This is a genomic window from Cytobacillus sp. FSL R7-0696 (assembly GCF_038006865.1).
GTDB lineage: Bacteria > Bacillota > Bacilli > Bacillales > Cytobacillaceae > Cytobacillus > Cytobacillus kochii.
The window spans coordinates 2858020-2869978 of the sequence record NZ_JBBOWA010000001.1; the positions used below are offsets into that span (position 1 = coordinate 2858020).

General features: G+C 36.4%; 13 protein-coding genes. 10 read left to right on the forward strand and 3 right to left on the reverse strand.

Going from position 1 to position 11959, the window contains the following annotated elements; all coding sequences use genetic code 11:
• Positions 1-80 precede the first annotated feature (80 nt).
• From MKX29_RS14940 to MKX29_RS14950, 3 genes are all read left to right on the forward strand, one after another.
• Positions 81-212 (forward strand): hypothetical protein, encoded by a 132-nt coding sequence (locus MKX29_RS14940; RefSeq protein ID WP_285852073.1) that lies wholly within the window; start codon positions 81-83, stop codon positions 210-212.
• A gap of 315 nt (positions 213-527) precedes the next feature.
• Positions 528-2654: a type I pullulanase gene (gene pulA / locus MKX29_RS14945; RefSeq protein ID WP_341106321.1), complete on the forward strand. Its 2127-nt coding sequence runs from the start codon at positions 528-530 to the stop codon at positions 2652-2654.
• A gap of 146 nt (positions 2655-2800) precedes the next feature.
• Positions 2801-3592 carry a phosphotransferase family protein gene (locus MKX29_RS14950; RefSeq protein ID WP_095372211.1) on the forward strand — a complete coding sequence of 264 codons (792 nt, stop codon included), beginning with the start codon at positions 2801-2803 and terminating at the stop codon, positions 3590-3592.
• Here the strand turns inward: MKX29_RS14950 and MKX29_RS14955 are convergent.
• Entirely contained in the window at positions 3580-3858 is a 279-nt protein-coding gene (locus tag MKX29_RS14955; protein ID WP_224938792.1) for a YtzH-like family protein, read from the reverse strand. The genes MKX29_RS14950 and MKX29_RS14955 overlap by 13 nt on opposite strands.
• Positions 3859-4075: 217 nt before the next feature.
• Between MKX29_RS14955 and trmB the strand changes: the two genes are divergently transcribed.
• Together trmB and MKX29_RS14965 are read left to right on the forward strand one after the other, a co-directional pair.
• Positions 4076-4714: a tRNA (guanosine(46)-N7)-methyltransferase TrmB gene (gene trmB / locus MKX29_RS14960; protein ID WP_341106324.1), complete on the forward strand. Its 639-nt coding sequence runs from the start codon at positions 4076-4078 to the stop codon at positions 4712-4714.
• A gap of 418 nt (positions 4715-5132) precedes the next feature.
• Entirely contained in the window at positions 5133-5975 is an 843-nt protein-coding gene (locus tag MKX29_RS14965; RefSeq protein WP_224938790.1) for a YtnP family quorum-quenching lactonase, read from the forward strand.
• Positions 5976-6041: 66 nt separating this feature from the next.
• Here MKX29_RS14965 and MKX29_RS14970 read toward each other — a convergent pair whose 3' ends face one another.
• Entirely contained in the window at positions 6042-6353 is a 312-nt protein-coding gene (locus MKX29_RS14970) for a PepSY domain-containing protein (protein WP_224938789.1), read from the reverse strand.
• A gap of 201 nt (positions 6354-6554) precedes the next feature.
• Between MKX29_RS14970 and MKX29_RS14975 the strand changes: the two genes are divergently transcribed.
• Positions 6555-7628 (forward strand): M42 family metallopeptidase, encoded by a 1074-nt coding sequence (locus MKX29_RS14975; RefSeq protein ID WP_341106326.1) that lies wholly within the window; start codon positions 6555-6557, stop codon positions 7626-7628.
• A gap of 112 nt (positions 7629-7740) precedes the next feature.
• Positions 7741-8253, forward strand: a complete 513-nt coding sequence (locus MKX29_RS14980; RefSeq protein WP_341106328.1) for a DUF84 family protein — start codon at positions 7741-7743, stop codon at positions 8251-8253.
• A 139-nt stretch (positions 8254-8392) separates the two neighbouring features.
• On the opposite strand, the gene MKX29_RS14985 is transcribed toward MKX29_RS14980, so the two are convergent.
• Positions 8393-8839 (reverse strand): YtoQ family protein, encoded by a 447-nt coding sequence (locus MKX29_RS14985; protein ID WP_224938786.1) that lies wholly within the window; start codon positions 8837-8839, stop codon positions 8393-8395.
• 477 nt (positions 8840-9316) lie between these two features.
• Between MKX29_RS14985 and MKX29_RS14990 the strand changes: the two genes are divergently transcribed.
• The 3 genes from MKX29_RS14990 (at position 9317) to MKX29_RS15000 (ending at position 11821) form a co-directional block, all read left to right on the forward strand.
• Entirely contained in the window at positions 9317-10348 is a 1032-nt protein-coding gene (locus MKX29_RS14990) for a PTS transporter subunit IIC (RefSeq protein WP_251162536.1), read from the forward strand.
• Entirely contained in the window at positions 10348-10659 is a 312-nt protein-coding gene (locus MKX29_RS14995; RefSeq protein WP_341106331.1) for a thioredoxin family protein, read from the forward strand. Before MKX29_RS14990 ends, MKX29_RS14995 begins: the two co-directional genes overlap by 1 nt.
• Before the next feature lie 352 nt (positions 10660-11011).
• A complete protein-coding gene (locus MKX29_RS15000; RefSeq protein WP_224938783.1) occupies positions 11012-11821 on the forward strand; it encodes a DUF1444 domain-containing protein in 810 nt (269 codons plus the stop codon).
• Positions 11822-11959: the final 138 nt, after the last annotated feature.

The window sequence follows — 11959 nt, forward strand, 5'->3', positions numbered from 1 at the left end:
ACCATTCATGAACTACATAATGGATGGTATAAGAGCTCGGCTGTTAAACTGGCCTTTTTCCATATAGAGCGGGTAATAATTTGGCAAGAGGTATTTTGAAAGTCTATTCAGCTAAACAAGCACTTAAATCGCTGGTGAATAATATAGATAATGAAGAAGAGTTTGATATAGGGAGAATTTGCGGATTAAATAACTCTACTCGCTATTTGTAAAAATAACGGGCTGTGTTTAATGCTCAAGTTCCCTATAAAGTGAATCGTTTTATAAACCGACAGCAATAGAACCTGAGACTTTTTGTTGGCGTTACATATGATTTCCGCAAATGTCGTTAGTAACTGTGGCGAGTACAGGGGTGGACATTATCATAATTGATTAATATTCTCACATTGCAAAGGAAAGTAGGGAAGTATAAAGAAGTGATGTCACATCTTGGACTTTCTATCTCCATGCGGCTTCCCGTTAAACCTAAGAGATATTTCCAATCTAGCAAAGAGTAAAATAATTAAATGAAGGGATGGGGGAGTAATATGAATGATAGTAAGAAAGCATTTTATGCGTATATAGATCGATTAGATTTAATCACATTATTACTTCCTTATGATTATCACCAGGGCCATTCAAAGTATTTTACTTATATCCATCGTGATGAAAGTTACGAGCTTGTAATAGAAGGAATGGAAGAAATTAATGATTTTCGCAAATACTATTGCTCTTTTCCTCATCCTTTTCCATTTGGGGCGATAGGTTATATAGAAAGTGAACACGGAGATGTGATTGAGGTCGATATTGGGTCGGTGACAAGAACACCTGAATTTGATGAGCTCTTCAAATATGAAGGGCCTCTTGGATATGAATATCAACCGCATGCAACGACTTTTAAAGTATGGGCACCAACAGCAACTGCCCTACGATTAGAGTTACAGCATGGCGATGATTCAGAATTGATTGAACTGAGTAGGAAGCAAAAAGGCGTTTGGCAGGTTACTGTATCAATGGATGTACATGAATGGTGTTATTGCTACCACATATGTGTGAATGGGGTTTGGAGAGAAGCTGTAGACCCATATGTAAAAGCAATTACTCCGAATGGGCAATTAGGTGTCATTATTGATGAGAATCGATTTAAACATCCAAAAACAGCACGTCCATCCTTCTCAATGATGACAGATGCCATTATTTACGAAACGCATATTCGGGATTTGACCATTCACCCAAATAGCGGTGTCCGCCACAAAGGCTTATATAAGGGAATAGCTGAAGAGAACACTACTAACGTAAAAGGAGATTCTACAGGACTCAATTATATGAAAGAATTAGGTATAACACATATCGAATTTTTACCATTGAATCATTTTGCTGGAGTTGACGAGACAAGACCAGACGATTGTTATAATTGGGGATATAATCCTCTTCATTTTAATGTGCCACAAGGAAGCTATGCTTCTAATGCTGCCACTCCTTATACAAGAATAAATGAATTAATCGAACTCATTGATGTCATTCATCAAAATGGTATAAGGGTCATTTTAGATGTTGTCTATAATCATGTGTATGAAAGAGAAACTTCCTCTTTTGAAAAAATTGTTCCAGGCTATTATTTTAGACATGATCTAAATGGTACTCCATCAAATGGTACAGGTGTCGGAAATGATATCGCATCTGAAAGGCATATGGTAAGAAATTTTATTGTTGATTCGATTACTTATTGGACCAACACTTTTAAGGTGGATGGTTTTCGATTTGACTTAATGGGTATTTTAGATGTGACAACGATGAAACTTATCCGGAAAACGTTAGATAGTATTGATTCGACAATCCTTGTTATCGGTGAAGGTTGGGACTTAAATACACCTCTCGCTAAAGAAGAGAAAGCGAATATTCATAATCAAGATAGGCTTGGTGCCATTGCACAATTCAATGATCAGTTTAGAGATGGAATAAAAGGGAATACATTTAATCTATACGATTGTGGATATGCACTTGGTAATCACTATTATTATCAAACAGCTAAAACGGTATTGAAGGGGAGCATTGGTCAACAAGGGATATTTAATGAACCATTTCAGACGGTTAATTATGTAGAAGTACATGATAATCATACTTTGTGGGATAAAATCCATATATGTTTTCCTGAAGACACAGATGAAAGTAAAAGACTAAGACATCGATTAGCAACAGCGATGGTTCTTCTTGCCCAAGGGATTCCTTTCTTGCACAGTGGTCAAGAGTTCTTTCGGACAAAAAACGGTGAAGGGAATAGTTATCGTTCACCTGATTGTGTGAATCAATTGGATTGGATGGCTAGGAGTAAGTATAAAGAGAATGTTGAATATGTAAAAGGATTAATTGCTTTCAGAAAAAAGTATGCGATTTTACGTTTATACAGTACGAAGCAAATTAATGAAGCGGTAAATTTTCTAGATATTGAAAAACCACTACTGGCGTATTTACTTTCACATCATAAGTTTAATGAGGATGTATTATGTTATTTTAATCCAACTGAAAAGGAATATGAAATTTCCTTACCATATGGGCAATGGCAATTATTTGTCACCCAAAATCAAGCCTCTCTTCATTCGTTAGGTAACTATTCTAATATTACTTTGCCTCCATTTTCCTGCTATTGTTTTGTTCAGGAAAAAGTAACTTGCTAAAAACTCTTGAAAGAGATAAAATTTATAAAGATAGCTATTGTTGAATTTGTATCAATAGCTATTTTTATTTTCAGATGAAACTTTAAGTGTGAAATTGTTTAATACAGCTATTCATAAATGGCGTAGTAAATTGCAGGTGAACTATTTTGGAAAATTTATTCGGGGATGACTGGCGGATTATCCCGGCTGGTGGTGCAACTGGAGAAGCCTATTATGCACAACATGATGAACAGCGATTATTTTTAAAAAGGAATTCTTCTCCTTTTCTAGCCGTGCTTTCTGCTGAAGGAATTGTCCCGAAGCTTGTTTGGACGAAAAGGATGGAGAATGGAGATGTATTTACTGCTCAGCAATGGATGAGTGGTAGTGAGCTTAGGCAATCGCAAATGAATAGCGAGCGAGTAGCCAAGCTGCTAAAGAAGATTCACTCATCAAAACCATTGCTTGCCATGTTAACTAGGTTAGGGAAATCGGCCATACATCCAGAGACAGTATTACAATCACTATTAACGGAATTGGATCAAGACTTATTGGAAATTCCATTAGTAGCTGAGTCACTAACATTTTTAAAAGACACAGTGAATGCGATTGAAACGGATGTAACGACTGTGTGTCATTGTGATGTAAATCATAATAATTGGCTATTATCCGAGGATAATCAGTTGTTTTTAATAGATTGGGATGGAGCAATGATCGGTGACCCGGCTATAGATATAGGCACATTATTATATGCCTATATTCCATATGAACAATGGAGTGAGTGGCTTCAGTTATATGGCATGGTGTTGACGGAAGATTTGCGATTGCGCATGAAGTGGTATGCATTGTTCCAAGCCTTGGATAGTATTCAATGGCATAAAAGTAAATTCCGTTTTCAGGAAATGAATAATCTAATCCAAGGGTTGGAAAGAAGGCTTCATTTAGATTATATTAGTTGATTCATTGTGTCGACCCATTGAGAGAGATCCTCTTTGCTAGAAGAAATATGCTCGTTTAGGTCAGATGATACTATACCGTTTTTACTATATTGATCAACATCATTTAATAAAGGAAGTAAATCTTGATGAATAGTTTCTTGGTTTTGTAGGGATTGTACAAGCCTAGCAATTTGTTCACATTCTGATTTGGAGCCACAGGCATCTGTGTGATGGTTCCTTAATAGATCCTGCAGCAATGTTAATTGGTCTTTTTGACTAATTGGCATTTTACTCACCCTTTTTCTTTTTATGGAATCACAACTAGATTGTGATTCCTTTCGTTTTTTATACATACAAAAAAACCGTAATGACAAAAGAGGTTTCACCATGGGAAGTAGTGAGTATCTCAAAAACTGCATAGTAAGATACCCTTATAAAGGAGCTTGCACACTTTTACATTGCATGTTATCTTTTGAAAGATGAATTGAATATAGAGGTGTAATTATGCGACAAAGAAATAAACCGTGGGCGAGAGAAAAACTTGCCAATTATCCACAATACATTATCCAAGAGCCAAAAGAACAAAAAGGAAAGTGGCAAGCGTGCTTTGGTAATAATCGTCCACTTCATATCGAAATTGGTACGGGAAAAGGTCGTTTTATTACTGGAATGGCAAAACAGAATCCTGAGGTTAATTATATTGGTATTGAATTAGCGGAGAGCGTCATTGTAAGTGCGCTTGATCATATTATTGAAGAAGAATTACCGAATGTAAAATTGATGAATATCGATGCAGCAGAGTTACGGGAGGTATTTGAGAAAGGGGAAGTTGATCGGATTTATTTAAACTTCTCAGATCCGTGGCCTAAAAAACGACATGCAAAAAGAAGACTAACTTATCAAACATTCCTATCTCTTTATGAAGATATTCTTCCTCCTCAAGGAGAGATTCATTTTAAAACAGATAACCAAGGTCTTTTCGAATATTCTTTAATGAGTTTTTCTCAATACGGTATGATATTGAAATATGTCAGCTTAGACCTTCACCAAAGTGATAATGAAGGAAATATAATGACAGAGTACGAAGAAAAGTTCTCGAATAAAGGTAGTCGTATTTTCCGCTGTGAAGTGCAATATCGATAAGGTGAAAATGCCACTTCACTAAGAAAGGCTCAGAAAATAGTAATAGGTCTTTATCGTCACGTTGTGTTGGTGATAAAGGCCTTTTTCGCTTCTCTAATCATGTTTCATTGCGTCGACTGGATAACAAGAGTATGTGTTCAAAAAAAGCGAAGAGAATACGAGTTCTGTACAAAGTCGAATAAAGGTGAAAAATGATAAATTGTAAGATATCGAGCCTGTAACGGAAGTCACGGAAAGAGAGCTTCTTTGTGAACGATGAATCGCTATTTCTCTTCCTTACTTCACAGTTTTTTAGTGACTATACCCAGCGGCTCAACTGAACTTGTTTTTTCTTTTTTAAATGGAAGACTGTTTAATATTAGATTTCTTAATATTGCGTAAATATGATAGACTAATGGTGTGAAAGGGAGGGAAAAGAATGGAGACTTTACAAATAGACGATATAAAATTAACTTGGCTTCGTGGTGGTGTCAATCATCTAGATGGGGGAGCGATGTTCGGTGTCGTTCCGAAGCCATTATGGTCCAAAAAGTATCCTAGTAATGAAAATAACCAAATTGAGCTACGAACAGATCCAATCCTCATACAATGGAATGATCAATTGCTATTAGTTGAAAGCGGTTTAGGGATTGGAAAGTTTACAGATAAACAAAAGCGGAATTACGGTGCATGGGAAGAATCTTTTATTGAGGAAGACTTAAGGCAACTAGGTTTTACAACATCGGATATTGATTATGTTCTTATGACCCATATGCATTTTGATCATGCTTGTGGTTTGACTAAATTAGAAGGAGAATCCTATCATTCTGTATTTCCGAACGCGAAGATTATTTGTTCACAAATCGAATGGGATGAAATGAGAAATCCGAATATTCGCTCACGTAATACATATTGGAAGGAAAATTGGCAGAGTATACAAGAACAAGTAATAACATTTGATAAAGAATGGAGTATGGGACCTGTTCAAATGATTCACACAGGCGGCCATAGTGATGGACATAGCATCATTATCATTGAGGGAAAAGAAGAGTTGCTTATACATATGGCCGATATTATGCCAACACATGCGCATCAAAATGTGCTATGGGTATTGGCGTTTGATGATTATCCGATGGATTCTATCTCTGCAAAACAAAAGTGGATGAAAATTGGATTAGAAAAAGAAGCTTGGTTTAGTTTTTATCATGATGCTTTTTATCGAGCGGTTAAATGGGATCAAGAGGGGAAAGAAATCATCGCAGAAATTAAAAGAGCCAAATAAATAATGAATGCCTGTGCCCATCAACGCATCTGCGTCGATGAGGCTCAGCGCTCATTTAGGAATAAATTAAATAGGATAAGCGTCAATAATGACACCTGTTTTTGCATCGGCAACAAATTCATATTGTTTTACATCTTCACCAGTATATCTGGATATGCCGCCTTTATACACTTCATAATTTAACTCTTCCTTTTGATAAGGTTCTTTTTCCATATGAATCCATGAACCACTTATTTCCCCATTCTCCTTAAAGGCATCTTTCGCATTTTGTAATGCCTTCTCAGGTGACGCTGCTATTTTCTCTGTCATTACTTCGCGCGTAATATATCCTCCAACAAGACCGACCCCTACACCTAAAACAAATGATTTCCAACTCATAATTAAACCTCCATTATTAAAAAGTACCTACATAATCTTTTAGATGTTTTGCTAGTGCTAATTGCTTCACTTTTATCTTAGCAAAGATTTGAATATTTAAAAACTAATTAACTTTCCTAATGGTGGCACCCGTCATAAAAGTTATGTAGAATGGTAATATACATAGGATTCAATATAGTCAAATAATAGGAGTGGGAAATAATGAATGAGAAGACCTTAGAACTATTTAAAACATTAACAGAACTTCCCGGAGCAGCTGGTAACGAACACTTAGTTAGAAATTTTATGAGAGAAGAGCTTAGTAAATATTCAGATGAAATTGTTCAAGATCATTTAGGAAGTATTTTTGGTGTGAAAAAAGGTGCTAAAACAGATCCTACGATTATGGTTGCAGGTCATATGGATGAAGTAGGTTTTATGGTAACTGCTATCACAGATAATGGCATGATCAGATTTCAAACATTAGGTGGCTGGTGGAGCCAGGTATTATTAGCACAAAGGGTGCAGATTATGACTGCTAACGGTCCGGTAATTGGGGTAATTGGTTCTATTCCTCCTCATTTATTAGATGATACGGCAAAAAATAAGCCGATGGATATAAAGAATATGTTGATTGATATCGGGGCTGACAATAAAGAAGATGCAAGAGAAATCGGTATCAAACCAGGACAACAAATTGTTCCTATTTGTCCATTTACACCAATGGCGAATCCGAAGAAGATTTTGGCGAAGGCTTGGGATAATCGCTATGGGTGTGGTCTTGCTATCGAATTGCTTGAGGAGATAAAAGATGAGAAACTACCTATTAATTTATGGTCTGGTGCGACTGTACAAGAAGAAGTAGGCTTAAGAGGTGCAAAAACAGCTGCTAATATGATTAACCCGGATCTTTTCTTTGCGCTTGATGCGAGTCCTGCCAATGATATGACTGGTAAAAAGGACGAGTTCGGACAGTTAGGGAAAGGTACATTATTAAGAATACTTGATCGCTCAATGGTTACACATCGCGGTTTGAGAGAATTTATTCTAGATACGGCTGAAAGTCATCAGATTCCATATCAATACTTTGTTTCTCCTGGCGGAACGGATGCAGGTAGTGTTCACTTAACAAATAATGGTGTCCCAAGTGCAGTTGTTGGTATTTGTTCAAGATACATTCATACGCACGGTTCAATTATCCATATAGATGATTATGCTGCTGCGAAAGAACTACTTGTCACATTGATAAAATCACTTGATCGCACAACAGTTGAAACCATTCGTCAAAACAGTTAGAATTTCAAATAAGTAACATGGGACTTCTTTACAAGAGGTCCTTTTTAAGTTTTGCACTGGCAATGAGTATATCAGGATGATTTTTAATATATTTATTTTAGGAGGGGCTATCATGAAGATCTATATTGGATCGAAAAACCCTACAAAAGTACAGGCCGTTAAAAATATTTTTATTGAAAATAGTGATGTTATTGCTGTTGATGTTGCATCTAATGTAGCTAAACAACCAATGACTGATCAAGAAACGATTCAAGGAGCAATTAACAGGGCGAAGGGAGCCTTATATGAAGGCGATGGAGTCATTGGCATTGGCCTAGAAGGTGGTGTACAGCAAACAGATTATGGTCTATTCTTATGCAATTGGGGTGCACTTGCAGTGGAAGGGCATACGCCAATTGTTGCAGGTGGAGCAAGAATTCTTTTACCAGATTCTATAGCGCAGCGTCTGATTGAAGGTGAGGAACTGGGACCAGTCATGGATGATTTTACGAATAAAAATAATATCCGTAGCCAAGAAGGAGCAATAGGGGTATTTACAGGAAATCAAATCAACCGCGAAGAAATGTTTACCCATCTTGTTAAGCTATTGTATGGTCAATGGCAATATCGCGATACTGGTGAATAAAGCCTTACGCAATAAATTAACCGGCCCATTTTATTTTGGGGCTGGTTTTTTTTATGGGATACATATGGTGTGTTTTATGCAAAAGTCTTTATCAAAAATATACCTACCACATGAATGGTGGCAGGTAGGGAGTAGTCTACTATTTTTCCTCAAAAATATAAGAAAGTACTTTAATGGCCTGATTAACCGTTTCCACTGTAACATTTGCTTTACTTGATAATTCTTTCAGAGGGTGGTGGAGTTCTTCTGGCCGAATGAGGATAAGCGGTTTGTTTTGGTTGATAGCTGCACTTGCATCCATAGCAGTATTCCATTGCTTATACTTTTCGCCAAATAAGGCAATCACTAAATCAGATTTTTTCAATAAAAGCTCAGTGCGTAAATTATTGATATTTGAAGCTGCTTCGTCTTTGAAAATAGCATTAGGCTGCTTACCAAGGATCTCCTCTCCAATGAAGTCACTGCGATCGTGATTCTCCATAGGTCCGAAAAAATGAACCGGTAGCTGTAGTGATTTGACTTTATCCTTCAGTTCTTCACGCCAGTTAGAATGAATTTCCCCAGCTAAATATACATTCAGTTCCATTGTCTTCCTCCTCTACACTTTTACTTATTCTAACATCAAATGGATTGATAGTGAAAATATGTGCACTGCTTATTTTGTTTGATACTGTTAGTGCTAAATGGCCATTTTCTGTTCCCATGCTTCATCCTTTCTAATAATAATCGTTACCCTTTACAATCGCGTATGTAGATAGTCTATTTCATTTCATTATCAGCAGGCTTGTATGACGGCTATTTCTAATGGTATTAACTATTTCATCAACTGAAGTATGAATATGAGAAGAAGAAGAAAGAATGTGGACAAGTATCTACTGAATGTTTTGGAAGAAAAACAAATGGTCATACCATTCATTGGATTTTTGAATGGTATAAAACTTTAAGGTTGTTTACTCCCTCTATTAACATCTTAATGAAATAAAAAAATAGATATTACATATGTCTTTACATGTGATAAGATAATAGGGTGTTAAATGAACATAATGATGGAGGATTTATACTTATGAACGCTTTTCTTAATAAGAAGGGAGTAAAACTGTCTCTAAAAGTATATTTTATAGACGCTATGGGGAGTATGGCTTTAGGATTGTTCTCCACTTTAATTATAGGGTTGATTATTAAGACGATTGGTGAACAATTACAACTAGGCATGATTTCTAATGTAATGATTGAAATGGGTACAATGGCGATGGGGTTAATGGGTCCTGCGATTGGGGTTGCTATTGCGTATAGTTTAAAAGCGCCTCCTCTCGTCTTGTTTGCTTCTTTATTAAGTGGGGCTGCTGGTGCGGTATTAGGTGGACCAGCAGGTAGCTTTGTTGCAGCAATCATCTCTACTGAACTAGGCAAACTAATTAGTAAGGAAACAAAGCTTGATATTATTGTGACACCTTTTGTTGTTGTGTTTTCCGGATATAGTGTAGCGACTTTAATTGGTCCTTTTATAGATCTTGGAATAAAAAATCTTGGTGCATTGATTATGTGGGGGACAGAGCAGCAACCGCTAGTGATGGGAATGATTGTAGCTGTACTAATGGGTCTCGCTTTAACAGCCCCTATATCAGCAGCAGCTATTGCGATGATGCTTGATTTAAATGGTATAGCTGCAGGAGCGGCAACAATTGGTTGTGCTGCTCAAATGGTTGGATTTGCTGTCTCGAGTTATAGGGAGAATAAATTTGGTGGCCTTGTTGCACAAGGGCTAGGAACTTCTATGTTGCAGGTGCCAAATATTATGAGAAATCCATTCATACTCATCCCACCCACAATTGCAGGGCTTTTACTTGCGCCAATTGGCATCATCTTTTTTAATATGGAAAGTATTGCTGCTGGTGCGGGGATGGGTACGAGTGGCTTAGTCGGCCAAATAATGACTTTTACAACAATGGGATTTAATCTTACTGTACTATTAAAAGTGATTTTAATACATTTTATTGGACCTGCAATCATTAGCTTGATAATATCAGAATATATGAGAAAAAAAGGCTGGATTAAATTCGGCGATATGAAGCTTGATATGGGAGATGAAAAATAATGAGAAAATTAGCGTCAATGGAAGAATATGAGCAATTAAAGGAAAACGGAAAATATATTTTAATGTTTTCAGCACAGTGGTGCGGGGATTGCCGGTTTATTGAACCGTTTATGCCTGAAGTAGCTGATAAGTATAAAGAGTTTACATTTATTTATGTAGATCGCGATGAGTTCATCGATCTTTGTGTGGAACTTGATATTTTCGGTATTCCGAGCTTTGTAGCTATCGAAAATGGTAAAGAGCTTGGTCGTTTTGTCAGTAAGGATCGTAAAACACAGGATGAAATTGAGCAATTTATTGCAGCGCTTTAAAAATAGATTTGCACGGCTCCTTATAAGGGGCCGTTTTTTATTCTTACAATATGAATTTGGAGATAATCGGTGTTATTTCTTGTTCACACCACGAATTGTATCAATGACAATCTTGTTTGAATGGGCAAATGAATCCAACCTGTAATCAGATAAATGGTATTTTGTTCATTCCTTTATATCTTTTTTCGCTTTTCCCACGAAATAGGCTGGTTGTTTTGATAGGATAGATGATGAAGATATTTGTTCTACATGGATAATAGCCATATCATCCGTTATGAAGCGGGACACTTTTGTTTCTGTGCATTTTAGTGTAAACTAAGTACCGAAATCTTCCCTGTAAGGAGGGATAAGAATGAAGAATAAAATGACAAGTAAGCGTATGAAAGAGGAATTAGAAAAGCGTCTTCATAAAGAGGATCGCCTAATGACTTTCGATAGAGAAAAAGATCAATTACGTATAGAAAATAAACATACTGGCAAAGGGATAACGATAGAATTGCCTGGCATTGTTGCGAGATATCAAGAGCAAAAGGAAAAAGCGATTGATGAGGTTGTTTATTATGTAGAAGAAGGCTTAGAAGCCATGACAGGAGAACAACGTTTTTCCGGTAAAGAAAAAAACATTTTTCCCGTTATTCGCTCAACTTCCTTTCCACTAGAAACAGGTGATGAAGTACCCTTTGTATATGATGAGCATACCGCAGAAACACGAATTTTTTATGCGCTTGACTTAGGGAGCACTTACCGATTAATTGATGAAAAATTGCTTCAAAAAGAAGGCTGGGAAAAAGAGCGAATAAAAGAAGTTGCTCAGTTTAATGTTCGGTCGCTTTCAACAGAAATGAAAATAGATCAAGTAGCTGGCAACGATTTTTATTTCCTCAATAAAAAAGATGGGTATGATGCTAGTCGTATCTTAAACGAGTCTTTTCTCAAAAATATGGCAACAAAGGTCAAAGGAAATATGGCTGTAGCTGTTCCTCATCAAGATGTATTAATTATTGCTGATATTATGAATGAAACAGGATACGATATCTTGGCGCAAATGACAATGAGCTTTTTTGCAAGTGGTCATGTACCAATTACAGCTCTGTCTTTCTTATATGAAGATGGGGAGTTAGAACCAATATTTATTCTAGGCAAGAATAAAAAGAAACAATAACCATGGAAATGGGTCGCTATAGGCGGTCCATTTTTCATTTGTGTGTCATCTTTTTCAATGATATCAAAAACTTATCAAAGATAACTCAGATTATATAATTGCTATCATTCTTAGTAGGTTTACTGATAGAATGTAAGT

Coding starts and splice junctions, on each gene's coding strand:
- pulA (WP_341106321.1), top strand. CDS start 528: ATGAATGATAGTAAGAAAGCATTTTATGCGTATATAGATCGATTAGAT.
- MKX29_RS14955 (WP_224938792.1), bottom strand. CDS start 3,858: ATGCCAATTAGTCAAAAAGACCAATTAACATTGCTGCAGGATCTATTA.
- trmB (WP_341106324.1), top strand. CDS start 4,076: ATGCGACAAAGAAATAAACCGTGGGCGAGAGAAAAACTTGCCAATTAT.
- MKX29_RS14965 (WP_224938790.1), top strand. CDS start 5,133: ATGGAGACTTTACAAATAGACGATATAAAATTAACTTGGCTTCGTGGT.
- MKX29_RS14970 (WP_224938789.1), bottom strand. CDS start 6,353: ATGAGTTGGAAATCATTTGTTTTAGGTGTAGGGGTCGGTCTTGTTGGA.
- MKX29_RS14975 (WP_341106326.1), top strand. CDS start 6,555: ATGAATGAGAAGACCTTAGAACTATTTAAAACATTAACAGAACTTCCC.
- MKX29_RS14980 (WP_341106328.1), top strand. CDS start 7,741: ATGAAGATCTATATTGGATCGAAAAACCCTACAAAAGTACAGGCCGTT.
- MKX29_RS14985 (WP_224938786.1), bottom strand. CDS start 8,839: ATGGAACTGAATGTATATTTAGCTGGGGAAATTCATTCTAACTGGCGT.
- MKX29_RS14990 (WP_251162536.1), top strand. CDS start 9,317: ATGAACGCTTTTCTTAATAAGAAGGGAGTAAAACTGTCTCTAAAAGTA.
- MKX29_RS14995 (WP_341106331.1), top strand. CDS start 10,348: ATGAGAAAATTAGCGTCAATGGAAGAATATGAGCAATTAAAGGAAAAC.
- MKX29_RS15000 (WP_224938783.1), top strand. CDS start 11,012: ATGAAGAATAAAATGACAAGTAAGCGTATGAAAGAGGAATTAGAAAAG.